Raw genomic sequence first — 25,135 nt, forward strand, 5'->3', positions numbered from 1 at the left:
TTACTCGGCGATCTGCAACTTGCGCGACTCGGTGTAGACGTAGCGCACCTTTTCGTACTCGAACGGCGAGTTCAGCTGACCATAGCGGAAGCTGGTCTGGTAACGCTTGTCGACGCCACGCAGTACCCACACTTCCGGGTGGTTGGAGCTGACTTCCGAGACGTTGAGGAAGTTGATCGCGGACTCGGCGGTGTAGTCCACGGCAAGGCCTGCAGTATCACGCAGGTTCGACGGGCCGAGAATCGGCAGCACGAAGTAAGCACCACCCGGTACGCCGTAGAAGCCCAGGGTCTGGCCGAAGTCTTCGCTCTGGCGCGGCAGGCCCATGGCGGTAGCCGGGTCCCAGAGTCCGGCGATGCCGATGGTGGTGTTGAGCAGCAGGCGCGCGGTGGTTTCCATCGAGCGCTTGCCCTTGAACTGCAACAGGCTGTTGACCAGGTTCGGCACGTCGCCAATGTTGTTGAAGAAGTTGCTCACGCCGGTGCGCACGAAGCTCGGGGTGATGTAGCGATAGCCATCGACCACCGGCAGGAACACCCATTGGTCGAAGCGGTAGTTGAAGTGGTAGACGCGGCGGTTCCACTCTTCCAGCGGGTCATAGACGTTCAGCGCGCTGAGGGTCGAGCGCTCGAACTCGCGCTGATCCAGCCCCGGGTTGAACTTGAGTTTGGACAGCGGCTCCTTGAAACCGTCGCTGTCGATGACCACCGGTGCATTGGCTTTGCTGTTGTCGGCCTGGGCCATACCTGCACTGAGGAGCGCTGCAATCAGCAGGAGATATTTAGCCACGGAAGAACTCCAGCATGGCGTCGCTGTTGACGCGGTAATTAAGGTTGCCGCAATGGCCGCCCAGCGGGTAAACGGTCAGGCGATCGCCGAAGGTCCGGCGCAGGAAACCGAGGTCGCCCGGGCCGAGGATCACGTCGTCGGCGTTGTGCATGACGGCGATTTTCGGGCTGTCGTGCAGGTAATCCTTCAACGCATACAGGCTGACCTGATCGATTAGTTGCAGCAGGCTGCCGCCGTCGGTGCGGGCGCGCCACATCGGGATCACCTGTTCGGTGAGGTAGCAGTCGAAGTCGCATTGCAGCGCACGCTTGAGGAACGGCGTGAGGCTGGTGCCTTCGGTGATCGGGAATTTCGGCGGGGTGATCAGGCCGCGACGGTTGATCAGGTCCGAAGTGAACGCAATATCGGCTGCCGAGAAGCGGAACGAGGTGCCGATCAGCATCGCCATTTGCTCGTTGCTCAGGTGCTGCTTGGACTGCTGGAAGTCGTAGAGCAGCGCATCGTTGAGGTCGATGTAGCCCTTCTGCTGGAAGTAGCGGGTCAGTTTGTTCAGTACCAGTTCATAGAACGTGGTGCTGTTGTTGATGCCCTTGACCTCGGTCTGCACCAGCTTGTCGAGGTTGGTGATCGAGGTGTAAAGGTTGACCGGCGGATTCAGCAGCAGGACTTTCTTGAAGTTGAAGCTGCGACGGGTTTCATCCAGATGGGCGACGAATGCCGCGTCCAGTGCGCCGAGGCTGTAGCCGCTGAGGTAATAGTCGGTGACCGGCAGTTTCGGGTTCTGCGCCCGTACGGCCTGCATCACCCGGTACATGTCTTCGGCGTCTTCCTTGGTCACGCCGGGGGTGGCGAAACGCGAGGCGGCGCTCATGAAGTCGAAGCTGGTCGGCGAGGACAACTGCACCACGTGGTAGCCAGCCTTGTAATAAAGCTTCTTCAGGTACTCGTTGAGCGTGCTGTCGTAGCGCGCGCCGGTGCCGGCGATCAGGAAGATCAGCGGCGCGGCCTTGTCCTGAGTGGCGATGCGGTAGGTGAGTTTTTTCACCGGCCAGAAATTGTCCGGCAGGATGAATTCCCGCTCGGGGCGCAGGGTGACGCTGCGATCGGCCTGATCGATGTCGTCGTCCAGTGGCAGTTCCGGGCGCAAGTCCGGCGGCGTGGTGGCGATGGTCGCCTCGAACGGGTTGGTCAGGGGATAGCCATAGCTGGCGGCGTCGATATCCACCGCCAGCGCGGACGCACTCAGAATAAGGCCGCCAAACAGGGCGGCGAAGCGCAAGGAACGGAGCATGACTGGATCCCTTAGAGGAAGGTGCCGAATGAAGTTCGCAGGCTATGACCACCGGGTTTGCGTCAAAGTGCCATGCCACGGCACCAAACTGACAGAATTCGGAGTAATAGTAGCCGGACGATACACTTTGCAAGGAAGGAATGACCAGTTAAGAGTTGTTAGTCCTTGCGTATGCGCGGCGGCAGATTAAGCTGACCGCCGATTTCGTCGATTGGAGTGTTCCATGTCCCGCCGCTTGCCCGTGATTCTGCTGCTCGTTCTGTCGCCGTTGTGGCTGGCTGCCAGTTATGGCGCGCGTTATGGCTTCATGGAGGACGCGCAGTGGGTGGGCATCTGCGTGGATGAGGCGAGCCGCTGGGAATGCTCGGTGCGCTCGAACCTGGGCCTGATGATTCATTTCCAGCTGCTGGGCTGGGCGGCGGTCGCTGCAGCCGTGCTCGGTTTTGTCGTGCCGGGCCGGGCAGGGTGGTGGCTGGCGGTGCTGGCGCTGGTGTTCGGGTTGCCGGCGCTGGCGCTGTACAACACGACGCTGGCGGTATTTGCGGTGGTGATTGCCGGGTTGCGACTGGTTAGAGAGTCTCGCGGCGTCTGACAGTCAGCCATCGCTGGCAAGCCAGCTCCCACGCTTGATCCATGTAGATGCAGAACCTGTGGCAGCTGGCTTGCCAGCGAAGAGGCCGGTTCAGCCTTTGAAGATCAGCCCTTGCGAACCCGCAGGCAGCGCCACAACGCAGCCACCATCAACACGCTGACCAGCGCCCAGCCCCACGCCTGCTGATTCTGCAATCCTTCACGGAACAGCTGCGGCGCAATGCCCGCGCCGATGATGAAGGTCAGCAGGGCGATCTCCCGACGGGCCACGGGCACCGGGCGGCACAGGTAAACCAGCGCCGGCAGAATGAAGGCCACGCTCGGAAAACTGCGATAACGCGGATCGAACACCAGCTCGAGCATCATCACGGCAGCGGCGAAACCGGCTGCCGCCACCAGCCAGCCGGCCCGTCGCTCGAAAGCGTTGAACGCCTGTTCACGCCAGCCATTGCGGGCGCTCAAGGTCAGTGCGGCGTGGGCCAGCACCAACAGATTCAGGATCGTCAGCAAGCCGACCCACAGCCATTCGCTGGCAAACCGCGTGGTCACCCGCGCCAGATCGCCCCAGGCGCCGATCGAGCAGGCGGCGAGGGCGCCGAGCAACGGCAGGATCAGCGCCGAGCGCGTCGTACGAACCCGACCGCCCAGCAGCAATGTGCCGAGGAAGATCACTCCGCCGACCGCCAGCCACTGCGACCAGTACGGCACATTCGACACCGGCCCGGCCAACACGCCCTTGTCCTGGCGGTCCGCATCGAACAGCCCCCAGTAACCACCGACCGCGCCTTCGCTGCCGCGCTTCCACGGCTGATCAAACGCTTCGATCAGGTTGTAACGCCAGCCTTCCTGTTCGGCGAGGGTGACAAAACCACGAATGAACTTGGCCTCGTTGACCCGGCTCGGCAGCGCGGTCTCCCGCTGGCGGCCTTCGCTCGGCCAGCCGGTTTCGCCAATCATCACGTCTTTGGGTGCGAACTTGTTGCCGAACACCTGACGTACTTGCGCTACATGATGCAGTGCGGCGTCGATGTTCGACGGATCGTCTTCCCAGTACGGCAGCAAATGAATGGTCAGGAAATCCACCGCCGGCGCGACTTCCGGGTGCTTGAGCCAGAACTCCCAGACATCCGCGTAGGTGACTGGTTGCTTGATATGGCTCTTGACCTTGTTGATCAGCTTCGCCAGTTGCGCGCCGGTGACTTCCTTGCGCAGCAAGGCTTCGTTGCCGACGATCACCGCGCTGACCACGTCCGGGTTGGCATTGGCCGAGGCGATCAGCAAGTCGACTTCCTTCTCGGTGTCGACCGGATTGCTGTTGACCCACGCGCCGATCATCAACTTCAAACCATGTTTGCGCGCCAGATCCGGCAGCGCTTCGAGGCCGGTCATGGAATAGGTGCGGATGCATTCGAAGCGGGTGGCAAGCAGGGCGAGGTCGGCGTCCATGCGCTCCGGACGCAGTTTGAACGGCACATCGAACGGCGACTGGTCTTTATCGAACGGGGTGTAGGAGGCGCATTGCAACTTGTGGGTCGGGGTGGCGACGTCCGGCAGGATCACCGGTTTGCCGAGGCCGTACCAGAAGCCGCACAGGGCAAGCAGCCCGAGCAGGCAGGCGAACAGATAGGGAAGAAAGGGGAAACGGGAAGTCGCGGACATGGTCAGGCCGAGTGGCTGCAAAGCGACGCATGTTACCTGCATTTATAAGCAGGTTGGTGACCCGCATGATTTTGACATGCAAAGTTCGGGCGGATTGTCTGGCGCCAAATATCCGGACGCAGTTAATGGCTTTCTGATGTCGTTTCTCGTTGCTTCGAGGTCGCTGGCAGAGCAGGTCTTAACGGGCGTCAGGTTGATGATCGGACTCATCAGTACTCCGCTGATGATCTAGCGAGTTTGCGGTCAGGCGTGATGGGGGCGCTGTGCACCATAACAATACGTTGACGATGCCCGGCATCCGTCGGGCGCAGCATTTCGGGGAAGTAACGATGAAGATGCGACGACTTTTAGGCGCAGGTGCGGCTCTGGTGCTTGCGATGGGCTCCACTTTCGCCAGCGCTGAGAAACAGACCCTGAACATCGGTTACGTTGACGGCTGGTCCGACAGCGTCGCGACCACCCACGTGGCGGCCGAAGTGATCAAGCAGAAACTTGGCTACGACGTGAAACTGCAGGCCGTCGCCACCGGCATCATGTGGCAGGGCGTTGCCACCGGCAAACTCGACGCCATGCTCTCGGCCTGGCTGCCCGTGACCCACGGCGAATACTGGACCAAGAACAAGGATCAGGTCGTCGATTACGGCCCGAACTTCAAGGACGCGAAAATCGGTCTGATCGTGCCGGAGTACGTCAAGGCCAAGACCATCGAAGACCTGAAAACCGACGACTCCTTCAAGAAACGCATCGTCGGCATCGACGCCGGTTCAGGCGTGATGCTCAAGACCGATCAGGCGATCAAGGATTACGACCTGACCGGCTATCAACTCAAGGCCAGCTCCGGCGCCGGCATGATTGCCGAGCTGACCCGCGCCGAGAAGAAAAACGAATCCATCGCCGTTACCGGCTGGGTGCCGCACTGGATGTTTGCCAAGTGGAAACTGCGTTTCCTCGACGACCCGAAAGGCGTGTACGGCGCGGCTGAAACCGTGAACAGCATTGGCAGCAAGGAACTGGCGACCAAGGCGCCGGAAGTGGCCAAGTTCCTGAAAAACTTCCAGTGGGCTTCGAAGGACGAAATCGGCGAAGTCATGCTGGCGATTCAGGACGGTGCAAAACCTGACGCAGCGGCCAAGGATTGGGTTGCCAAGCACCCTGAGCGTGTTGCCGACTGGACCAAGTGATTTAAGCCGAAGCGTCTAATCTGCGCTTCCCAGGGCCGCCCGACATGACAGTCGGGCGGCCTTTTTTGTTTGTCCTCTATTAATAGGCAGGGGTGGCGGTTTTCGGCTGGTCTGGAAATTGGCAAAAACGTCATGGCGTTCTACTACTAAGGTCGTCTGGAACCCGGCTCGCAGCCGCATACAGTGGATACGTTCCAAAAATAAAAATCTGTGCTGCGAGGATAAAAACAATGAACGACAGCATTTACCTCTCGATTCAGAACAGCCCGCGCTTCAAGGAGCTGGTCAAGAAAAGAGAAAGGTTCGCCTGGATACTCTCGGCGATCATGCTCGGGCTCTACTCCGGCTTCATCCTTCTGATCGCGTACGGGCCGCAAGTGCTCGGGACGAAAATCAGCCCCGAATCATCCATCACCTGGGGCATCCCGATCGGTGTCGGACTGATTGTCTCGGCCTTCATCCTGACCGGCATTTATGTACGCCGCGCCAATGGCGAGTTCGACGACCTGAACAACGCGATTCTCAAGGAGGCTCAGCAATGATCCGGCGTCTACTGGCTCTTTTGAGCATCGCAGCGTTTGCTCCAGCCGTCTGGGCCGCTGACGCCCTGACCGGCGAAGTCCACAAACAACCGCTCAACGTTTCCGCGATCGTCATGTTCGTGGCGTTCGTTGGCGCGACCCTGTGCATCACTTACTGGGCGTCCAAGCGCAACAACTCGGCAGCCGACTACTATGCGGCGGGCGGCAAGATCACCGGGTTCCAGAACGGTCTGGCGATTGCCGGAGACTACATGTCGGCGGCGTCCTTCCTGGGGATTTCCGCGCTGGTGTTCACCTCCGGCTACGACGGCCTGATCTACTCGATCGGCTTCCTGGTGGGCTGGCCGATCATTCTGTTCCTGATCGCCGAGCGTCTGCGTAACCTGGGCAAATACACCTTTGCCGACGTGGCGTCCTACCGCCTCGGGCAAACCCAGATCCGCACGCTGTCTGCCTGCGGTTCGCTGGTGGTGGTGGCGTTCTACCTGATCGCGCAAATGGTCGGTGCCGGCAAGCTGATCCAGCTGCTGTTCGGTCTCGACTACCACGTTGCGGTGATCCTGGTCGGTATCCTGATGTGCATGTACGTGCTGTTCGGCGGCATGCTGGCGACCACCTGGGTGCAGATCATCAAGGCGGTGCTGTTGCTGTCCGGTGCCTCGTTCATGGCGCTGATGGTGATGAAGCACGTCAACTTCGACTTCAACACCCTGTTCTCCGAAGCCATCAAGGTTCACGCCAAGGGCGAAGCGATCATGAGCCCGGGCGGCTTGGTAAAAGACCCGATCTCGGCGTTCTCCCTTGGTCTGGCACTGATGTTCGGTACCGCCGGCCTGCCGCACATCCTGATGCGCTTCTTCACTGTCAGCGACGCGAAAGAAGCCCGCAAGAGCGTGCTGTACGCGACCGGTTTCATTGGCTACTTCTACATCCTGACCTTCATCATCGGTTTCGGCGCGATCCTGCTGGTCAGCACCAACCCGGCCTTTAAAGATGCAGCGGGCGCTCTGCTCGGCGGCAACAACATGGCGGCGGTGCACCTGGCCAACGCCGTGGGCGGCAGCGTGTTCCTCGGCTTCATCTCGGCGGTGGCGTTCGCGACCATTCTGGCAGTAGTGGCCGGCCTGACCCTGGCCGGTGCTTCGGCGGTGTCTCACGACCTGTACGCCAGCGTGATCAAGAAGGGCAAGGCCAACGAGAAGGATGAAATCCGCGTTTCGAAGATCACCACCATCGCACTGGGCGTTCTGGCCATCGGCCTGGGCATCCTGTTCGAAAGCCAGAACATTGCGTTCATGGTTGGTCTGGCGTTCTCCATCGCGGCGAGCTGCAACTTCCCGGTACTGCTGCTTTCGATGTACTGGAAGAAACTGACCACCCGTGGCGCCATGATTGGCGGCTGGCTGGGTCTGGTGAGTGCGGTGGGTCTGATGATTCTTGGCCCGACCATCTGGGTGCAGATTCTGCATCATGAGAAGGCGATTTTCCCTTACGAGTATCCTGCGTTGTTCTCGATGATCATTGCGTTTATCGGGATCTGGTTCTTCTCGATCACCGATAAGTCGGTGGCGGCAGAGAACGAGCGTGCGGCGTTCTTCCCGCAGTTTGTGCGTTCGCAGACTGGGTTGGGGGCTAGTGGGGCGGTTTCGCACTGAGGTTTTTGTGTAGGTTAGGTTGAATGGAAATGCCCTGATCGAGAGATTGGGGCATTTTTTTGTGGGCGGTTATCGGATGTTCTTGGGGGTTGGGTGTATATCCGTTGCTGCGGTAACGGCTTCTTGGGGTTCCGCCCTTACGGCGGGTCACTTTTTCCAAACGCCCGGAATGCCGGCCCAGAAAAAAGTAACCAAAAAGGCTTTACCCTGACGTTCGGCCCTCGCTGTGGCTCGGGTTCCTTCGCTCCGGGATCGATCCGGGGGCATCGCCTACGGTTTGCTTCGCTGCACCTCCTCTCGATGCATGCGGCTGCGCCGCACGGTCGCTGCGCTCCCACCCCCGGATCAATCCCTCCACTCAGCCTGCCGATGGGCCCTGCGATCAAAAGCGGTACTCGAGCTAACGCTCATCGTTTTGAGTGGGGAGGGGCGTGGCGTGTTTGGCTTTGGTTTTGTGGTGGGTTTACCCACCCCAGCCCTCTCCCCTAGGAGAGGGAGCCGAATGGTGGGTATTTCAAAGCTTGAGTTCGACTCGGTACTTCACGTCGGCGTAGCTCTCCCAAAGACCTCGTTCAGTTCCCTCTCCCTCCGGGCGGTCCGACGTTTCGGGAGGGCTAGGGTGAGGGAAGGCTCTTGATCTGGCTTTTGCTCTGGCTCTGGCTCTTGATTTTTTGCCCCTTCGGCAGGCCGAGCGTAGGTGTCCATCAGGGGGTAGGCGCGCAGCGCCGTGCGGCGAAGCCGCATACATCGAGAGGAGGTGCAGCGAAGCGAACCGTAGGCGATGCCCCCTGATGGACACCGTAGCGAGGGAACACTGAGCCTAGGCGAAGTGCCGTACGCCGGGGGCCAAGCCTTTTGGTTCCTTTTTGGCGTTTGAAAAAGGGACTCGCTGTAAGAGCGAAACCGCCAGCGGCAGCACCCGAAGCAACGGATATGCCCCCAATAAAAAAACCACAAAAAAACGGCCCCCATTCACATGGAGGCCGTTCCCGTTACAACTTAAGGCGCTATCGCAAGACAGCTCTTATTTGCGGTCTTCCAGCTTGGTGATATCCCGCGACTCGTAACCCGTGTAAAGCTGGCGCGGACGGCCAATCTTGTACGGGCTGGAGAGCATTTCCTTCCAGTGCGAGATCCAGCCGACAGTACGTGCCAGGGCGAAGATCACAGTGAACATGCTGGTCGGAATGCCGATCGCCTTGAGGATGATCCCCGAGTAGAAGTCGACGTTCGGGTACAGCGAGCGTTCGATGAAGTACGGGTCGGTCAGGGCGATCTCTTCCAGGCGCATGGCCAGTTCGAGTTGTGGATCGTTCTGGATGCCCAGTTCCTTCAACACTTCGTCGCAGGTCTGCTTCATGACAGTCGCGCGAGGGTCGCGGTTCTTGTAGACGCGGTGACCGAAGCCCATCAGCTTGAACGGATCGTTCTTGTCCTTGGCCTTGGCGATGAACTTGTCGATGTTCGAAACATCGCCGATTTCATCGAGCATGGTCAGCACGGCTTCGTTCGCACCGCCGTGGGCAGGGCCCCACAGGGCGGCGATGCCGGCGGCGATACAGGCGAACGGGTTGGCACCCGAGGAGCCCGCCAGACGCACGGTGGAGGTCGAAGCGTTCTGCTCGTGGTCGGCGTGGAGGATGAAGATCCGGTCCATGGCCTTGGCGAGTACCGGGCTGATCGGTTTGATCTCGCACGGGGTGTTGAACATCATGTGCAGGAAGTTTTCCGCGTACGACAGGTCGTTGCGCGGGTACATCATGGGTTGGCCCATGGAGTACTTGTAAACCATCGCGGCCAGGGTCGGCATCTTGGCAACCAGGCGGATCGCGGAGATTTCGCGATGCTGCGGGTTATTGATGTCGAGGGAGTCGTGGTAGAAGGCCGAGAGGGCGCCGACTACACCGCACATGACGGCCATCGGGTGGGCGTCACGGCGGAAGCCGTTGAAGAAGGTTTTCAGCTGCTCGTGAACCATGGTGTGGTTCTTCACGGTGCCGACGAACTGGGCCTTCTGTTCTGCGGTCGGCAGTTCGCCGTTCAGCAGCAGGTAGCAGGTTTCCAGGTAGTCCGACTTTTCAGCCAGCTGTTCGATCGGGTAGCCGCGGTGCAGCAGGATGCCGTTGTCGCCGTCGATATAGGTGATCTTCGATTCGCAGGAAGCGGTCGACATGAAACCGGGGTCGAAAGTGAAGCGGCCCGTGGCCGTCAGGCCCCGAACATCGATAACATCGGGACCAACGGTGCCGGTTAAAATGGGCAGCTCGACGGGGGCTGCGCCCTCGATGATCAACTGCGCTTTTTTGTCAGCCATGTGGCCTCCTATTTATGCTTGAAATCATCAGACAGACCCCCCACGCAGGGCCCGCACCACTATAGTGAGATAAATTCGAATGTCAATTTGCCTAAAGTCTTGCTCCAGAAGGCTTTAACCGTACTTTTTCCTCGAAATTGCCTGCCATTTACGCCTTTTATACGACTTGTGCAATCCGCTATTGGGGGTAGGCGATTGCGTTGTCATTAGTAGCCTAACTGTCTATACTCGGCGACCGACCGCCAAGGGCTTTTGGGCTTGCTTTCATTGGGGGTCGCATCCCTGGGTGGTGGTTACCTGACCAGTGCACTCCCCAACAACTTTGCCCTGATTGTTAGGGGCTCTTCAGTGTGAAAAAAAAGCCGTGAAAAGCCAACGACCTGTAAACCTAGACCTAAGGACCATCAAACTCCCCATCACCGGCGTTACGTCGTTTCTTCACCGTGTTTCCGGCATCATCCTCTTCCTGGGCCTTGGCATCATGCTTTATGCATTGGGCAAATCCCTGGGTTCCGAGGAAGGTTATGTCGAGGTGAAGGCATGCTTGACCAGCCCGCTGGCCAAGTTCGTAGCATGGGGCCTCCTGTCCGCTCTTCTGTATCACCTGGTTGCCGGTGTGCGCCACTTGATCATGGACATGGGCATCGGTGAGACGCTGGAAGGCGGCCGCCTGGGCTCGAAACTGATCATCGCCGTTTCCGTGGTGCTGATCGTTCTGGCAGGAGTTTGGATATGGTAACCAGCGTTACAAACCTTTCGCGTTCGGGCCTCTATGACTGGATGGCACAGCGTGTGTCTGCGGTCGTTCTCGCGGCTTATTTCATATTCCTGATCGGCTACCTCGCCGCGAACCCGGGCATTGGCTACGACCAATGGCACGGCCTGTTCGCCCACAACGGAATGCGTATCTTCAGTCTGCTGGCACTGGTTGCCCTGGGCGCTCACGCCTGGGTCGGCATGTGGACCATCGCGACCGACTACCTGACGCCAATGGCGCTGGGCAAGTCCGCGACTGCAGTACGTTTCCTTTTCCAGGCAGTATGCGGCGTCGCGATGTTCGCTTACTTCGTCTGGGGTGTGCAGATTCTCTGGGGTATCTGATTCATGGCTAACATTCCAACGATTTCTTTCGACGCCATCATTATTGGTGGCGGCGGTGCCGGCATGCGCGCGGCGCTGCAACTGGCACAGGGCGGTCACAAGACTGCCGTGATCACCAAGGTTTTCCCGACCCGTTCGCACACTGTGTCCGCACAGGGCGGGATCACCTGCGCCATCGCTTCGGCCGACCCGAACGATGACTGGCGCTGGCACATGTACGATACCGTCAAGGGTTCCGACTACATCGGTGACCAGGACGCTATCGAATACATGTGTCAGGAAGGCCCGGCTGCCGTTTTCGAGCTGGACCACATGGGTCTGCCGTTCTCGCGTACCGAGCAAGGCCGTATCTACCAGCGTCCGTTCGGCGGTCAGTCGAAGGATTACGGTAAAGGCGGGCAGGCTGCCCGTACGTGCGCCGCTTCCGACCGTACCGGTCACGCGCTGCTGCACACCCTTTATCAGGGCAACCTGAAAGCCGGTACCACGTTCCTGAACGAGTACTACGCTGTCGACCTGGTGAAAAACCAGGAAGGCGAATTCGTCGGTGTGATCGCGATCTGCATCGAAACCGGCGAAACCACCTATATCCGCGCGAAAGCCACCGTACTGGCTACCGGCGGTGCAGGTCGTATCTATGCATCCACCACCAACGCCCTGATCAACACCGGTGACGGCGTCGGCATGGCTCTGCGTGCTGGCGTGCCGGTACAAGACATTGAAATGTGGCAGTTCCACCCGACCGGCATCGCCGGCGCCGGTGTACTGGTTACCGAAGGTTGCCGTGGTGAAGGTGGTTACCTGATCAACAAGCACGGCGAGCGTTTCATGGAGCGTTATGCTCCGAACGCCAAAGACCTGGCCGGTCGTGACGTGGTTGCCCGTTCGATGGTTAAAGAGATCATCGCCGGTAACGGTTGCGGTCCGAATGGCGACCACGTGATGCTCAAGCTCGACCACCTGGGCGAGGAAGTGCTGCACAGCCGTCTGCCAGGCATCTGCGAACTGTCGAAGACTTTCGCACACGTTGACCCGGTGGTTGCTCCGGTTCCGGTTGTTCCGACTTGCCACTACATGATGGGCGGCGTGGCCACCAACATTCATGGCCAGGCGATCACCCAGGACGCCGAAGGCGTGGATCAGATCATCCCTGGTCTGTTCGCAGTAGGTGAAGTGGCTTGCGTATCGGTTCACGGTGCCAACCGTCTGGGCGGCAACTCGCTGCTCGACCTGGTGGTATTCGGCCGCGCTGCCGGCCTGCACCTGGAGAAGGCGCTGACCGACGGCATCGAATACGACGACGCTACCGAAGCCGATATCGAAGCTGCCCTGGCACGTCTGAACGCCCTGAACAACCGTACCGACGGCGAAGACGTCGCTACCCTGCGTCGCGAGCTGCAAAGCTGCATGCAGAACTACTTCGGTGTATTCCGTACCGGCGAATACATGCAGAAGGGTATTGCCCAGCTGGCTGATCTGCGCAAGCGCATCGCCAACGTGAAGATCAACGACAAGTCGCAGGCGTTCAACACTGCACGTATCGAAGCGCTGGAACTGCAAAACCTGCTGGAAGTGGCTGAAGCTACCGCCATCGCTGCCGAAGTACGTAAAGAGTCCCGCGGCGCTCACGCCCGTGAAGACTTCGAAGACCGTGACGACGAAAACTGGCTGTGCCACACCCTGTACTTCCCGGGTGAGAAACGCGTCGCCAAGCGTGCCGTGAACTTCTCGCCGAAGACTGTTCCGACTTTCGAACCTAAAGTCCGGACTTATTAAGGGTGACCGCCATGTTGCAAGTCAGTGTTTATCGTTACAACCCTGATCAGGACGCTGCGCCGTTCATGCAGGAATTCCAGGTTGATACCGGTGGTAAAGACCTGATGGTGCTGGACGTGCTGGCCCTGATCAAAGAGCAGGACGAAGGTTTCTCCTATCGTCGCTCCTGCCGTGAAGGCGTCTGCGGCTCCGACGGCATGAACATCAACGGCAAGAACGGCCTGGCGTGCATCACGCCGCTGTCCGCTGTCGTCAAAGGTAACAAGCTGATCGTTCGTCCGTTGCCAGGTTTGCCGGTTATCCGTGACCTGGTTGTCGATATGAGCATCTTCTACAAGCAATACGAGAAGGTTAAGCCATTCCTGCAGAACGACACGCCGGCTCCGGCCATCGAGCGTCTGCAGTCCCCTGAAGAGCGTGAAAAGCTCGACGGTCTGTACGAGTGCATCCTGTGCGCCTGCTGCTCGACCTCTTGCCCGTCCTTCTGGTGGAACCCGGACAAGTTCCTGGGTCCGGCTGCCCTGCTGCAAGCGTACCGCTTCCTGGCAGACAGCCGTGATACCAAGACGTCCGAGCGTCTGGCGTCCCTCGATGACCCGTTCAGCGTCTTCCGCTGCCGGGGCATCATGAACTGCGTCAACGTATGTCCGAAAGGCCTGAACCCGACTAAGGCCATCGGTCACATCCGTAACATGCTGCTTTCAAGCGGCGTGTGATTCAGCTGCTGTAACCGCTGTAACCGCAGAGGGCTTAGGCGCGGGCTTCAACCCGCGCCATGGCTATAACCAGAGCAGCAGCCATAAGCTGCGGCTCTTATTTTGAAGAAATGAGACAAGCAGGGGCATCCGGGCTGGTACCCGGACTATCAGTGTGATCCTAAGTGGCTTGTTTTGGTCGCTGCATTCGGACTTCTGCAAGCTTGCTCGGTGTCGGCACCGATGGTGTTCCCCTAACCGAGGGTGACCAAGCATGCAAGAAAGCGTGATGCAGCGCATGTGGAACAGCGCCTACCTTTCAGGTGGAAACGCTGCCTATGTGGAAGAGCTCTACGAGCTCTACCTGCACGACCCTAACGCTGTGCCAGAAGAGTGGCGCACCTACTTTCAGAAGCTGCCTGCCGACGGCAGCTCTGCCACCGATGTTTCGCACTCCACAATTCGCGATCATTTCGTGCTGCTGGCAAAGAACCAGCGCCGCGCCCAACCGGTTTCCGCCGGCAGCGTGAGCAGTGAGCACGAGAAGAAGCAGGTTGAAGTGCTGCGATTGATCCAGGCCTACCGTATGCGTGGCCACCAGGCAGCCCAGCTTGACCCGCTGGGGCTGTGGCAGCGTCCTGCACCTGCAGACCTGTCGATCAATCACTACGGCTTGACCAATGCCGATCTTGATACGACCTTCCGTGCCGGCGACCTGTTCATCGGCAAAGAGGAAGCGAGCCTACGCGAAATTCACGAAGCGTTGCAGCAGACATATTGCCGCACCATCGGCGCTGAATTTACGCACATCACCGATTCCGAGCAGCGCCAGTGGTTCCAGCAGCGTCTGGAAAGCGTGCGTGGTCGTCCGGAATACTCCGCGGACATCAAGAGCCACCTGCTCGAGCGCGTGACGGCCGGTGAAGGCCTGGAAAAATACCTGGGTACCAAATATCCGGGCACCAAGCGTTTCGGTCTGGAAGGCGGCGAAAGCCTGATTCCGATGCTCGACGAACTGATCCAGCGTTCCGGCTCGTACGGCACCAAGGAAGTCGTCATCGGCATGGCCCACCGTGGCCGTCTGAACGTACTGGTCAACACCTTCGGCAAGAACCCGCGCGAGCTGTTCGACGAGTTCGAAGGCAAGAAGAAGGTCGAGCTGGGTTCCGGTGACGTCAAATACCACCAGGGCTTCTCGTCCAACGTAATGACCACCGGCGGTGAAGTTCACCTGGCCATGGCGTTCAACCCGTCCCACCTGGAAATCGTTTCCCCGGTGGTCGAGGGTTCGGTTCGCGCCCGTCAGGACCGTCGCAACGATTCGACCGGTGAGAAGGTTCTGCCGATCTCCATCCACGGTGATGCTGCATTCGCCGGTCAAGGCGTGGTCATGGAAACCTTCCAGATGTCGCAGACCCGCGGTTTCAAGACCGGCGGTACCGTGCACATCGTGATCAACAACCAGGTCGGTTTCACCATCAGCAACCCGCTGGACTCGCGTTCCACCGAGTACGCCACCGACGTCGCGAAAATGATCCAGGCGCCGATCCTCCATGTGAATGGTGATGATCCGGAAGCCGTATTGTTCGTAACCCAGCTGGCCATCGACTACCGCATGCAGTTCAAGCGTGACGTGGTGATCGACCTGGTCTGCTACCGTCGTCGCGGCCACAACGAGGCCGACGAGCCAAGCGGCACCCAGCCTCTGATGTATCAGCAGATCACCAAGCAGCGCACCACCCGTGAGCTGTACGCTGATCGTCTGACCCAGGCCGGTGTGCTGGACGCCGAGCGTGTTCAGGCGAAAGTCGACGAATACCGCAACGCGCTGGACAACGGTCTGCACGTCGTGAAATCGCTGGTCAAAGAGCCGAACAAAGAGCTGTTCGTGGACTGGCGTCCGTATCTGGGCCACGCCTGGACTGCGCGTCACGACACTCGCTTCGACCTCAAGACCCTGCAGGAACTGTCCGCCAAGCTGCTGGAAATTCCGGAAGGCTTCGTGGTTCAGCGTCAGGTTGCGAAGATCTACGAAGACCGTCAGAAGATGCAAGCCGGCGGCCTGCCGATCAACTGGGGTTACGCCGAAACCATGGCGTACGCGACCCTGGCGTTCGAAGGTCACCCGATCCGCATGACTGGCCAGGACATCGGCCGCGGTACGTTCTCGCACCGTCACGCTGTGCTGCACAACCAGAAAGATGCCGGTACCTACATTCCGCTCAAGCATCTGTATGAAGGTCAGCCACGCTTCGACCTGTACGATTCGTTCCTGTCGGAAGAAGCCGTACTGGCGTTCGAATACGGCTACTCGACCACCACGCCAAACGCGCTGGTGATCTGGGAAGCCCAGTTCGGCGACTTCGCCAACGGTGCGCAGGTTGTTATCGACCAGTTCATCACCAGCGGCGAGCACAAGTGGGGCCGTCTCTGCGGTCTGACCATGCTGCTGCCACACGGTTACGAAGGCCAAGGCCCTGAGCACAGCTCGGCACGTCTTGAGCGTTACCTGCAGCTGTGCGCCGAGCACAACATTCAGGTGTGCATGCCGACCACTCCGGCCCAGATCTACCACTTGCTGCGCCGTCAGGTGATTCGCCCGCTGCGCAAGCCATTGGTTGTTCTGACTCCAAAGTCGCTGCTGCGCCACAAACTGGCCATCTCGACCCTGGAAGATCTGGCCGAAGGTTCGTTCCAGACCGTTATCCCGGAAATCGATGCCCTGGACCCGAAAAAGGTCGAGCGCGTTGTTCTGTGCAGCGGCAAGGTCTACTACGACCTGCTGGAAAAACGTCGTGCCGAAGGCCGCGAAGATATCGCCATCGTGCGTATCGAGCAGCTGTACCCATTCCCTGAGGACGACTTGAAAGAAGTCCTGGCTCCTTACACCAATGCCAAAGCGGCCGTGTGGTGTCAGGAAGAGCCGATGAACCAGGGCGCCTGGTACTGCAGCCAGCACCACCTGCGTCGCAGCATCAGCAACCTCAACAAATCTCTCGTACTCGAGTACGCGGGCCGTGAGGCTTCTGCTGCACCAGCATGTGGTTACGCATCGATGCACGCCGAGCAGCAGGAACAACTGCTGCAAGACGCGTTTACCGTTTAACGCCTTCGCGCACCTGAAACCGAATTTAAGGAACCACAGATAATGGCTATCGAGATCAAAGCCCCCACTTTCCCGGAATCGGTTGCCGATGGCACCGTTGCCACCTGGCACAAACAACCGGGCGACGCCGTCAAGCGTGACGAACTGATCGTCGACATCGAAACCGACAAAGTCGTACTGGAAGTGCTGGCTACCGCCGACGGCGTGCTGGGCGCAATCGTCAAGGGCGAGGGCGACACCGTCCTGTCCGACGAAGTCCTGGGCTCCATCGTTGAAGGCGGCGCTGCTGCCGCCGCTCCGGCTGCCGCCGCTGCTCCGGCCGCTGCACCTGCTGCCGCTGCACCTGCTGCCGCTGATGGCGAAGACGACCCGATCGCTGCTCCTGCCGCGCGCAAGCTGGCTGAAGAGAACGGCATCAACATCGCGTCCGTTGCCGGCACCGGCAAAGGCGGTCGCGTGACCAAGGAAGACGTGGTTGCAGCCGTTGCTGCCAAGAAAGCCGCTCCGGCTGCCGCGCCTGCCAAGGCTGCTGCTCCGGCTGCCGCCGCTCCTGTGTTCGCCGCCGGCGACCGCATCGAGAAGCGCGTTCCGATGACCCGCGTTCGTGCCACTGTTGCCAAGCGTCTGGTTGAAGCTCAATCGAACATGGCGATGCTGACCACTTTCAACGAAGTCGACATGACCGAAGTCATGGCCCTGCGTTCGAAGTACAAGGACCTGTTCGAGAAGTCCCACAACGGCGTACGCCTGGGCTTCATGTCGTTCTTCGTCAAGGCTGCCACCGAAGCGCTGAAACGCTTCCCGGCGGTCAACGCTTCGATCGACGGCAACGACATCGTTTACCACGGTTATGCCGACATCGGTGTCGCTGTTTCCAGCGACCGTGGCCTGGTAGTTCCGGTTCTGCGTAACGCCGAACACATGAGCCTGGCTGAAATCGAAGGCGGCATCGCCACCTTCGGCAAGAAAGCCCGTGACGGCAAACTGTCGATGGACGAAATGACCGGCGGCACCTTCACCATCACCAACGGTGGTACCTTCGGTTCGATGATGTCGACCCCGATCGTCAACCCGCCGCAGGCAGCGATTCTGGGCATGCACAACATCATCCAGCGTCCGATGGCCATCAACGGTCAGGTCGTGATCCGTCCGATGATGTACTTGGCACTGTCCTACGATCACCGTCTGATCGATGGCAAAGAAGCTGTAACCTTCCTGGTGACCATCAAGAACCTGCTGGAAGATCCGGCTCGTCTGTTGCTGGATATCTGATAGAAGCAGTCACGCGCTGCAAGCTTCAAGCTGCGGGAAAACGCAGCCTGGCTTGCAGCGCGCGGCTTGAAGCTTTTCGCTAAAGAGGATTTTTTGAATGTCGCAGAAATTTGACGTAGTAGTGATCGGTGCGGGCCCTGGCGGCTACGTGGCAGCTATCAAGGCCGCGCAACTCGGCCTGAGCACTGCCTGCATCGAGAAGTACACCGATGCTGAAGGCAAGCAAGCCCTGGGCGGCACCTGCCTGAACGTAGGCTGCATTCCTTCCAAGGCGCTGCTGGACAGCTCCTGGAAATACAAGGAAGCGAAAGAAAGCTTCAACGTCCACGGTATCTCGACCGGCGAAGTCAAAATGGACGTCGCTGCGATGGTTGGCCGCAAGGCTGGCATCGTCAAGAACCTGACCGGTGGTGTTGCCACTCTGTTCAAGGCCAACGGCGTCACTTCGATCCAGGGCCACGGCAAACTGCTGGCCGGCAAGAAAGTCGAAGTCACCAAGCCGGACGGCTCGGTTGAAGTCATCGAAGCCGAAAACGTCATTCTGGCTCCTGGCTCGCGTCCGATCGACATTCCACCGGCTCCGGTCGATCAGAAAGTCATCGTCGATTCGACCGGCGCTCTGGAATTCCAATCCGTACCTAAGCGTCTGGGTGTGATCGGCGCTGGCGTGATCGGTCTGGAACTGGGTTCGGTCTGGTCGCGTCTGGGTGCGGAAGTGACTGTCCTGGAAGCCCTGGACACCTTCCTGATGGCAGCGGACACCGCTGTTTCCAAGGAAGCGCTGAAAACCCTGACCAAACAGGGTCTGGACATCAAACTGGGCGCTCGCGTAACCGGCTCGAAAGTGAACGGCGACGAAGTCGTTGTGAACTACACCGACGCCAACGGCGAACAGACCATCACTTTCGACAAGCTGATCGTAGCCGTTGGTCGCCGTCCGGTGACCACTGATCTGCTGGCTGCCGACAGCGGCGTGACCCTGGACGAGCGCGGTTTCGTGCACGTTGACGATCACTGTGCCACCACCGTACCGGGCGTTTACGCCATCGGTGACGTGGTTCGCGGCATGATGCTGGCTCACAAGGCCTCGGAAGAGGGCATCATGGTTGTCGAGCGCATCAAGGGCCACAAGGCCCAGATGAACTATGACCTGATCCCTTCGGTTATTTATACTCACCCGGAAATCGCATGGGTCGGTAAAACCGAGCAGGCCTTGAAAGCTGAAGGCGTTGAAGTTAACGTCGGCACCTTCCCGTTCGCTGCATCCGGCCGTGCCATGGCCGCCAACGATACCGGTGGTTTCGTCAAGGTCATCGCCGATGCCAAGACTGACCGCGTATTGGGCGTGCACGTGATTGGCCCGAGCGCTGCAGAACTGGTTCAGCAGGGCGCGATCGGTATGGAATTCGGCACCAGCGCTGAAGACCTGGGCATGATGGTTTTCTCCCATCCGACCCTGTCTGAAGCCTTGCACGAAGCAGCTTTGGCAGTGAATGGCGGCGCCATCCACATTGCCAACCGCAAGAAGCGTTAAGACACACAATAAGAAACCACGGCGGTACGGCCCGTCGTGAGCCTTGCGTGCAAGACTCACCGCGGAATGTCCGCTGGACGCAGCCTTGCGTAGCTGCACCGGGTATCCGGCAAGGCTACGCAAGCAGCAGTCACAGGTGGCGCGGCACTCATAAAGAGCGCAGCGCCGAATGCGCAGTACCTAACGAAGACGGTAAAAAGCATGAATCTTCACGAGTATCAGGGTAAGCAGCTGTTCGCTGAATACGGCCTGCCAGTTTCCACTGGTTTCGCAGTAGACACCCCGGAAGCAGCAGCAGAAGCTTGCGACAAAATCGGCGGCAACGAGTGGGTTGTCAAAGCCCAGGTTCACGCCGGTGGTCGCGGTAAAGCGGGCGGCGTCAAGCTGGTTCGCAGCAAAGAAGACGCCAAAGCCTTCGCACAGCAGTGGCTGGGCAAGCGTCTGGTGACTTACCAGACTGACGCCAACGGCCAGCCAGTCACCAAGATCCTGGTTGAATCGTGCACTGATATCGCTAAAGAGCTGTACCTGGGCGCTGTCGTTGACCGTTCGAGCCGTCGCATCGTGTTCATGGCTTCCACCGAAGGTGGCGTGGACATCGAGAAAATCGCTCACGACACTCCAGAAAAAATTCTGAAAGCCACCATCGATCCACTGGTCGGCGCTCAGCCATTCCAGGGTCGCGAGCTGGCATTCCAGCTGGGTCTGGAAGGCAAGCAGGTTGCTCAGTTCGCCAAGATCTTCGTAGGTCTGGCCAAGCTGTTCAAGGATCACGACCTGGCTCTGCTGGAAGTGAACCCGCTGGTGATCAAGGCTGACGGCGATCTGCACTGCCTGGATGCCAAGATCAACATCGACGCCAACGCAATGTACCGCCAGCCCAAGCTGAAGACTTTCCACGATCCGTCGCAGGACGATCCGCGCGAAGCGCACGCTGCCAAGTTCGAACTGAACTACGTAGCGCTGGAAGGCAACATCGGCTGCATGGTGAACGGTGCCGGCCTGGCCATGGGTACCATGGACATCGTCAACCTGCACGGCGGCAAGCCAGCCAACTTCCTCGACGTAGGTGGTGGTGCTACCAAAGAACGCGTAACCGAAGCTTTCAAAATCATTCTGTCCGACAGCAATGTCGCTGCAGTACTGGTTAACATCTTCGGCGGCATCGTTCGTTGCGACATGATTGCCGAAGGCATCATCGGTGCAGTGAAAGAAGTCGGCGTGAAAATCCCGGTTGTTGTTCGTCTTGAAGGCAACAACGCTGAACTGGGCGCTAAAGTACTGGCAGAAAGCGGTTTGAACATCATCGCTGCTACCAGCCTGACCGACGCTGCTCAACAAGTCGTTAAAGCTGCGGAGGGCAAGTAATGAGCGTCCTGATCAATAAAGACACCAAAGTAATCTGCCAGGGCTTCACCGGTGCGCAGGGTACTTTCCACTCCGAACAAGCCATTGCCTACGGCACCAAAATGGTTGGCGGCGTGACGCCAGGCAAAGGTGGCACCACTCACCTGAACCTGCCTGTGTTCAACACCGTGAAAGAAGCTGTAGAAGCCACTGGCGCCACCGCCAGCGTGATCTACGTTCCGGCTCCTTTCTGCAAGGACTCGATCCTGGAAGCAGCTTTCGGCGGCATCAAGCTGATCGTCTGCATCACCGAAGGCATTCCTACCCTGGACATGCTGGACGCCAAAGTTAAGTGCGACGAGCTGGGTGTTACCCTGATCGGCCCTAACTGCCCAGGCGTGATCACCCCAGGCGAATGCAAGATCGGCATCATGCCAGGTCACATTCACTTGCCAGGCAAGGTCGGTATCGTTTCCCGTTCCGGCACCCTGACCTACGAAGCTGTGAAGCAGACTACTGACGCCGGTTTCGGTCAGTCGACTTGCGTCGGCATCGGTGGTGACCCGATCCCGGGTTCGAACTTCATCGACATCCTGAAGCTGTTCCAGGAAGACCCGAAGACCGAAGCGATCGTCATGATCGGCGAGATCGGCGGTTCGGCTGAAGAAGAAGCGGCTGCCTACATCAAGGCTAACGTGACCAAGCCGGTTGTTTCCTACATCGCTGGTGTGACTGCTCCTCCGGGCAAGCGCATGGGCCATGCTGGCGCAATCATCTCCGGCGGCAAAGGCACTGCAGACGAGAAATTCGCTGCTCTGCAAGACGCAGGCGTGAAAACCGTGCGTTCGCTGGCAGACATCGGCAAGGCCCTGGCCGAGCTGACTGGCTGGGAAGTGAAGAAGTAAGCTTCGGCTGACTTCTCTGCTACAGCAACAAAGGCCACCTTCGGGTGGCCTTTGTCGTTTCTGGCGTTCGGGTGGACGATGGCAATTTATAAGCACTCACCCAATAACATGCAAAAACGCGACACAGAAACGTCGCGTATCGGATAGTTCGCCCTCTAACAGTGCGTTTGTCGGGCAAATTCGTTAGGCTAGCCGCCATTTTGCGTCTGCCGCCCACAAGGCATGCAACGCGCTAAACGGGTCAGTCTTATACGGATTGACAGCATTTCCCTAACCCCACAGGGAAATCCCCCTCTAAATTCCGATTCAGTAGTGTGGTATTTCCTTAATGAAAGTTTTGAAAGGTCAGGACATCCTGGCACTTGGCTTTATGACATTCGCCCTGTTCGTCGGGGCCGGCAACATCATCTTCCCGCCTATCGTCGGTTTGCAGTCCGGGCCTAACGTCTGGATTGCGGCGCTGGGCTTTCTGATCACGGCGGTCGGTCTGCCGGTGGTCACCGTGGTCGCACTGGCCAAGGTCGGTGGCGCAATGGATGCCCTGAGCAGCCCGATCGGCAAAATCGCTGGTGGCGTGCTGGCAGCGGCTTGCTACCTGGCCGTCGGCCCATTGTTCGCCACCCCGCGAACCGCGACCGTCTCCTTTGAAGTAGGTCTGGCGCCGCTGACCGGCGAGAGCCCGCTGGCACTGTTCCTCTACAGTTCGGTGTACTTCCTGCTGGTGTTCTTCATTTCGCTCTACCCTGGGCGTCTGCTGGACACTGTCGGTCGCTTCCTCGCGCCGCTGAAAATCATCGCCCTGGCCGTGCTCGGCATCGCCGCATTCGCACTGCCGGCTGGTGATATCGGCGTGGCCACTCCGGAATACGTTGCGGCACCGTTCTCCCAGGGCTTCATCAATGGTTATCTGACCATGGATACCCTCGGCGCGCTGGTGTTCGGCATCGTCATCGTCAACGCGATCCGCTCCCGTGGCGTCGAGTCGCCGGCGCTGATCACCCGTTACGCGATCATCGCCGGGCTGATTGCCGGTGTCGGTCTGGCGCTGGTGTATGTCAGCCTGTTCCGTCTGGGTTCCGGCAGCCATGAAGTGGCGGCTGGCGCGACCAACGGCGCGGCGGTGCTGCACGCCTACGTGCAACACACCTTCGGTTCGCTGGGCAGTGGCTTCCTTGCCGTGCTGATCTTCCTGGCGTGCCTGGTGACGGCGGTTGGCCTGACCTGCGCCTGTGCCGAATACTTCAGCCGCGTACTGCCGCTGTCGTACAAGACCCTGGTGATCATCCTGGCGGCGTTCTCGCTGTTGGTGTCCAACCTGGGCCTGACCAAGCTGATCGCGTTCTCGATCCCGGTACTGACCGCGATCTACCCGCCGTGCATCGTGCTGGTGGCCCTGAGCTTCTGTGCGGCGTTCTGGCATGAACAGAGCCGCATCATGGGCCCGGTAATGTTGGTGTCGTTTGTGTTCGGTACCATCGATGCCCTGAAAGGCGCCGGTCTGGCTGACTGGATGCCATCGCAACTGGCCCACCTGCCGCTGAGCGAGCAAGGTCTGGCGTGGCTGGTGCCGTGCGTGATGACCCTGGTGGTTGCCGTGGTTTGCGACCGCCTGCTGGGCAAGCGCGCCGAAGCACTCGCTTAAGATTGCCGGGTCGCCACAAGCGGCTGCCGAGCGATTAAACAGAAATGCCCCGTATCAATCGATACGGGGCATTTTTTATGGGCTTCAGGCAGTGTCTTTTTCCGTCGACTAACGTCGAAGGGGAGCCGAAATCTTCATCACAGGGAATTGCATGTCGTTCATCCAAGCCAACCTGATCCACCTGCTGGCCGCGCTCTGGTTTGTCATCTGCTGGGGCGGCTACACCCGTTATGCCACCTGGAAGGGCCGTGACACCGCGTGCCTGGCCAGCGTGCTGCACCTGTACCGCGAAGACTGGATGCGCCGCATGCTGCTGCGCGACAACCGCATCGCCGACGCCAGCGTGATCGGCAACCTTGAGCGCAACGCCTCGTTTTTCGCCTCCAGCACGCTGATTATCCTGGCGGGCATCCTGACCGTGCTTGGCGCGTCCGAGCGCGCGGTGTCGCTGCTGGCGGACATTCCGATGGTGCAACAGGCCTCGCAGGGCATGTCGGAGATCAAGTTGCTGTGCCTGGCGCTGGTGTTCGTCTATGCCTTCTTTACCTTCAGCTGGTGCATGCGCCAGTACAACTTCGCCGCGATTCTGGTCGGCTCGGCCCCGATGATCGGTGAGCGGCAAGTCTCGGAGCAGGAGCGCAAGGCGTTCGCCTCACGGGCGGCGCGGGTGATTTCGATGGCGGCCAATCAGTTCAACTTCGGTCTGCGTTCGTATTACTTCGGGATGAGCATGCTGGCGTGGTTCGTCAGCCCGTGGCTGTTCATGTTGATGAGCGCCGGCGTGGTGCTGGTGTTGTATCGCCGGGAGTTTCATTCCGACGTGCTCGATGTAATGGTCTATACCCCTACAGAGGCGCCATTGCCCGAAGCGAACAAAGAGGCTGCTTGATGAGTATTCCGTTCTGGTGTGTGTTTATCAGTGCATTGTTGATCTACGTGGCGCGTATGCCAGTGGGCAAGGCCATGAAAGAGCAGGGCGGTTACAACAACCACCTGCCGCGTCAGCAGCAGGCGCAACTCACCGGTTACGGGGCCCGGGCACTGGCGGCACATCAGAACAGCATCGAAGCGTTCATCCTGTTCGCCGTTGGCGTGCTGATGGCGCATACCACGCAGACGGCGGGATGGCTGATCGATACATTGGCGATCATCTTCGTGATCTCACGGATTCTCTATCTGTGGTTCTACCTGGCGGATATTCCCAAGCTGCGCAGTCTGGTCTGGCTGGTCGGCTTAGTGTGTTCATTGTTGCTGATGATTAGTCCGACTTTTAGAACTGTTTTGCTCTAAGACGGCATGGGCAAAAAATCACAGGCAAAAGAAAACCCGCACTTGGCGGGTTTTCTTTTTTGGCCATCAAGAGCGGCTTATTGCTTCTTGGCAGCTTCTTCTTGCGCTGCAGCGTTCGATTCGGCCTGAGCTTTGGCAGCTTCGGCGTTTTCTTTCGCTGCGTCGTTCACTTTATCCTGAGCTTTGTTCATGTCTTGCTGAGCTTGTTCAGCATGTTGGTTGGCATCTTGAGCTTTGTCCTCGGATTTTTTATCGCAGGCAGCGAGACCGAGGGAAGCGGTCAACATCAAGGCAATAGCTAAAGTCTTACGCATGGGGTGTTTCTCCTTATGGAAAATAACTACTGGCCTTAAGAGCTCAGGCCCACAGCTTAAGTTCCTCATTTCTTTCAGATATATAAGTTTGTTTTGCAATGGAACTTTTGCTGTTCTTTCCACTACTGGGA

The 25,135-nt window shown here is 59.1% G+C and carries 21 protein-coding genes; 16 read left to right on the forward strand and 5 right to left on the reverse strand.

Annotated features, from left to right (window positions below; all coding sequences use genetic code 11):
• A complete protein-coding gene (locus CAG25_RS13030; RefSeq protein ID WP_007959292.1) occupies positions 1 to 789 on the reverse strand; it encodes a VacJ family lipoprotein in 789 nt (262 codons plus the stop codon).
• Positions 782 to 2,080: a serine/threonine protein kinase gene (locus tag CAG25_RS13035; protein WP_085611502.1), complete on the reverse strand. Its 1,299-nt coding sequence runs from the start codon at positions 2,078 to 2,080 to the stop codon at positions 782 to 784. The genes CAG25_RS13030 and CAG25_RS13035 overlap by 8 nt, the downstream gene beginning before the upstream one ends.
• Before the next feature lie 223 nt (positions 2,081 to 2,303).
• Here CAG25_RS13035 and CAG25_RS13040 point away from each other — a divergent pair, with 223 nt between their 5' ends.
• Entirely contained in the window at positions 2,304 to 2,672 is a 369-nt protein-coding gene (locus tag CAG25_RS13040) for a hypothetical protein (RefSeq protein ID WP_085611501.1), read from the forward strand.
• Between the two features lie 104 nt (positions 2,673 to 2,776).
• On the opposite strand, the gene CAG25_RS13045 is transcribed toward CAG25_RS13040, so the two are convergent.
• Positions 2,777 to 4,372 carry a beta (1-6) glucans synthase gene (locus tag CAG25_RS13045; RefSeq protein WP_085611500.1) on the reverse strand — a complete coding sequence of 532 codons (1,596 nt, stop codon included), beginning with the start codon at positions 4,370 to 4,372 and terminating at the stop codon, positions 2,777 to 2,779.
• 287 nt (positions 4,373 to 4,659) lie between these two features.
• Here CAG25_RS13045 and CAG25_RS13055 point away from each other — a divergent pair, with 287 nt between their 5' ends.
• The 3 genes from CAG25_RS13055 to CAG25_RS13065 all read left to right on the forward strand — a co-directional run bounded on the left by CAG25_RS13055 (position 4,660) and on the right by CAG25_RS13065 (position 7,708).
• On the forward strand, positions 4,660 to 5,511 hold the full coding sequence (locus CAG25_RS13055) for a glycine betaine ABC transporter substrate-binding protein (RefSeq protein WP_064594471.1): 852 nt from the start codon (positions 4,660 to 4,662) through the stop codon (positions 5,509 to 5,511).
• Between the two features lie 230 nt (positions 5,512 to 5,741).
• Positions 5,742 to 6,053, forward strand: a complete 312-nt coding sequence (locus CAG25_RS13060) for a DUF485 domain-containing protein (protein ID WP_011333111.1) — start codon at positions 5,742 to 5,744, stop codon at positions 6,051 to 6,053.
• The gene (locus CAG25_RS13065; RefSeq protein WP_074687559.1) at positions 6,050 to 7,708 is read left to right on the forward strand and encodes a cation acetate symporter; all 1,659 of its coding nucleotides are present in this window, start codon (positions 6,050 to 6,052) and stop codon (positions 7,706 to 7,708) included. The genes CAG25_RS13060 and CAG25_RS13065 overlap by 4 nt, the downstream gene beginning before the upstream one ends.
• 1,024 nt (positions 7,709 to 8,732) lie before the next feature.
• Here CAG25_RS13065 and gltA read toward each other — a convergent pair.
• Positions 8,733 to 10,022: a citrate synthase gene (gltA, locus tag CAG25_RS13070; protein WP_007959044.1), complete on the reverse strand. Its 1,290-nt coding sequence runs from the start codon at positions 10,020 to 10,022 to the stop codon at positions 8,733 to 8,735.
• Positions 10,023 to 10,386: 364 nt separating this feature from the next.
• On the opposite strand from gltA, the gene sdhC reads away from it, so the two are divergent.
• The 12 genes from sdhC to CAG25_RS13130 all read left to right on the forward strand — a co-directional run bounded on the left by sdhC (position 10,387) and on the right by CAG25_RS13130 (position 24,690).
• A complete protein-coding gene (gene sdhC, locus CAG25_RS13075; RefSeq protein ID WP_011333113.1) occupies positions 10,387 to 10,761 on the forward strand; it encodes a succinate dehydrogenase, cytochrome b556 subunit in 375 nt (124 codons plus the stop codon).
• Complete coding sequence (sdhD, locus tag CAG25_RS13080) at positions 10,755 to 11,123, forward strand: succinate dehydrogenase, hydrophobic membrane anchor protein (RefSeq protein ID WP_007977503.1); 369 nt, start codon at positions 10,755 to 10,757, stop codon at positions 11,121 to 11,123. The genes sdhC and sdhD overlap by 7 nt, the downstream gene beginning before the upstream one ends.
• A gap of 3 nt (positions 11,124 to 11,126) precedes the next feature.
• Positions 11,127 to 12,899 carry a succinate dehydrogenase flavoprotein subunit gene (gene sdhA / locus CAG25_RS13085; protein WP_011333114.1) on the forward strand — a complete coding sequence of 591 codons (1,773 nt, stop codon included), beginning with the start codon at positions 11,127 to 11,129 and terminating at the stop codon, positions 12,897 to 12,899.
• Positions 12,900 to 12,910: 11 nt separating this feature from the next.
• Positions 12,911 to 13,615 (forward strand): succinate dehydrogenase iron-sulfur subunit, encoded by a 705-nt coding sequence (locus CAG25_RS13090; RefSeq protein ID WP_007959035.1) that lies wholly within the window; start codon positions 12,911 to 12,913, stop codon positions 13,613 to 13,615.
• Positions 13,616 to 13,868: 253 nt separating this feature from the next.
• Positions 13,869 to 16,700 (forward strand): 2-oxoglutarate dehydrogenase E1 component, encoded by a 2,832-nt coding sequence (locus CAG25_RS13095; RefSeq protein WP_039769786.1) that lies wholly within the window; start codon positions 13,869 to 13,871, stop codon positions 16,698 to 16,700.
• Between the two features lie 42 nt (positions 16,701 to 16,742).
• Positions 16,743 to 17,972, forward strand: coding sequence for a 2-oxoglutarate dehydrogenase complex dihydrolipoyllysine-residue succinyltransferase (odhB, locus tag CAG25_RS13100; RefSeq protein WP_085611499.1), 1,230 nt, complete (start codon positions 16,743 to 16,745; stop codon positions 17,970 to 17,972).
• A gap of 97 nt (positions 17,973 to 18,069) precedes the next feature.
• Entirely contained in the window at positions 18,070 to 19,506 is a 1,437-nt protein-coding gene (lpdA, locus tag CAG25_RS13105) for a dihydrolipoyl dehydrogenase (RefSeq protein ID WP_011333117.1), read from the forward strand.
• A 201-nt stretch (positions 19,507 to 19,707) separates the two neighbouring features.
• Entirely contained in the window at positions 19,708 to 20,874 is a 1,167-nt protein-coding gene (gene sucC, locus CAG25_RS13110) for an ADP-forming succinate--CoA ligase subunit beta (RefSeq protein WP_007959029.1), read from the forward strand.
• The gene (gene sucD, locus CAG25_RS13115; RefSeq protein ID WP_011333119.1) at positions 20,874 to 21,758 is read left to right on the forward strand and encodes a succinate--CoA ligase subunit alpha; all 885 of its coding nucleotides are present in this window, start codon (positions 20,874 to 20,876) and stop codon (positions 21,756 to 21,758) included. Before sucC ends, sucD begins: the two co-directional genes overlap by 1 nt.
• Before the next feature lie 328 nt (positions 21,759 to 22,086).
• Positions 22,087 to 23,400 carry a branched-chain amino acid transport system II carrier protein gene (gene brnQ, locus CAG25_RS13120; RefSeq protein ID WP_085611498.1) on the forward strand — a complete coding sequence of 438 codons (1,314 nt, stop codon included), beginning with the start codon at positions 22,087 to 22,089 and terminating at the stop codon, positions 23,398 to 23,400.
• A gap of 151 nt (positions 23,401 to 23,551) precedes the next feature.
• On the forward strand, positions 23,552 to 24,289 hold the full coding sequence (locus tag CAG25_RS13125; RefSeq protein WP_011333121.1) for a DUF599 domain-containing protein: 738 nt from the start codon (positions 23,552 to 23,554) through the stop codon (positions 24,287 to 24,289).
• Positions 24,289 to 24,690 (forward strand): MAPEG family protein, encoded by a 402-nt coding sequence (locus CAG25_RS13130; RefSeq protein ID WP_085611497.1) that lies wholly within the window; start codon positions 24,289 to 24,291, stop codon positions 24,688 to 24,690. Before CAG25_RS13125 ends, CAG25_RS13130 begins: the two co-directional genes overlap by 1 nt.
• A 77-nt stretch (positions 24,691 to 24,767) precedes the next feature.
• On the opposite strand, the gene CAG25_RS13135 is transcribed toward CAG25_RS13130, so the two are convergent.
• On the reverse strand, positions 24,768 to 25,004 hold the full coding sequence (locus CAG25_RS13135) for a hypothetical protein (RefSeq protein ID WP_007959016.1): 237 nt from the start codon (positions 25,002 to 25,004) through the stop codon (positions 24,768 to 24,770).
• Positions 25,005 to 25,135 lie beyond the last annotated feature (131 nt).

It is taken from the genome of Pseudomonas sp. B16(2017) (assembly GCF_002113205.1).
Lineage (GTDB): Bacteria > Pseudomonadota > Gammaproteobacteria > Pseudomonadales > Pseudomonadaceae > Aquipseudomonas > Aquipseudomonas pharyngis.

Coding starts and splice junctions, on each gene's coding strand:
- CAG25_RS13035 (WP_085611502.1), bottom strand. CDS start 2,080: ATGCTCCGTTCCTTGCGCTTCGCCGCCCTGTTTGGCGGCCTTATTCTG.
- CAG25_RS13040 (WP_085611501.1), top strand. CDS start 2,304: ATGTCCCGCCGCTTGCCCGTGATTCTGCTGCTCGTTCTGTCGCCGTTG.
- CAG25_RS13045 (WP_085611500.1), bottom strand. CDS start 4,372: ATGCAGGTAACATGCGTCGCTTTGCAGCCACTCGGCCTGACCATGTCC.
- CAG25_RS13055 (WP_064594471.1), top strand. CDS start 4,660: ATGAAGATGCGACGACTTTTAGGCGCAGGTGCGGCTCTGGTGCTTGCG.
- CAG25_RS13060 (WP_011333111.1), top strand. CDS start 5,742: ATGAACGACAGCATTTACCTCTCGATTCAGAACAGCCCGCGCTTCAAG.
- CAG25_RS13065 (WP_074687559.1), top strand. CDS start 6,050: ATGATCCGGCGTCTACTGGCTCTTTTGAGCATCGCAGCGTTTGCTCCA.
- gltA (WP_007959044.1), bottom strand. CDS start 10,022: ATGGCTGACAAAAAAGCGCAGTTGATCATCGAGGGCGCAGCCCCCGTC.
- sdhD (WP_007977503.1), top strand. CDS start 10,755: ATGGTAACCAGCGTTACAAACCTTTCGCGTTCGGGCCTCTATGACTGG.
- sdhA (WP_011333114.1), top strand. CDS start 11,127: ATGGCTAACATTCCAACGATTTCTTTCGACGCCATCATTATTGGTGGC.
- CAG25_RS13090 (WP_007959035.1), top strand. CDS start 12,911: ATGTTGCAAGTCAGTGTTTATCGTTACAACCCTGATCAGGACGCTGCG.
- CAG25_RS13095 (WP_039769786.1), top strand. CDS start 13,869: ATGCAAGAAAGCGTGATGCAGCGCATGTGGAACAGCGCCTACCTTTCA.
- odhB (WP_085611499.1), top strand. CDS start 16,743: ATGGCTATCGAGATCAAAGCCCCCACTTTCCCGGAATCGGTTGCCGAT.
- lpdA (WP_011333117.1), top strand. CDS start 18,070: ATGTCGCAGAAATTTGACGTAGTAGTGATCGGTGCGGGCCCTGGCGGC.
- sucC (WP_007959029.1), top strand. CDS start 19,708: ATGAATCTTCACGAGTATCAGGGTAAGCAGCTGTTCGCTGAATACGGC.
- sucD (WP_011333119.1), top strand. CDS start 20,874: ATGAGCGTCCTGATCAATAAAGACACCAAAGTAATCTGCCAGGGCTTC.
- brnQ (WP_085611498.1), top strand. CDS start 22,087: ATGAAAGTTTTGAAAGGTCAGGACATCCTGGCACTTGGCTTTATGACA.
- CAG25_RS13125 (WP_011333121.1), top strand. CDS start 23,552: ATGTCGTTCATCCAAGCCAACCTGATCCACCTGCTGGCCGCGCTCTGG.
- CAG25_RS13130 (WP_085611497.1), top strand. CDS start 24,289: ATGAGTATTCCGTTCTGGTGTGTGTTTATCAGTGCATTGTTGATCTAC.
- CAG25_RS13135 (WP_007959016.1), bottom strand. CDS start 25,004: ATGCGTAAGACTTTAGCTATTGCCTTGATGTTGACCGCTTCCCTCGGT.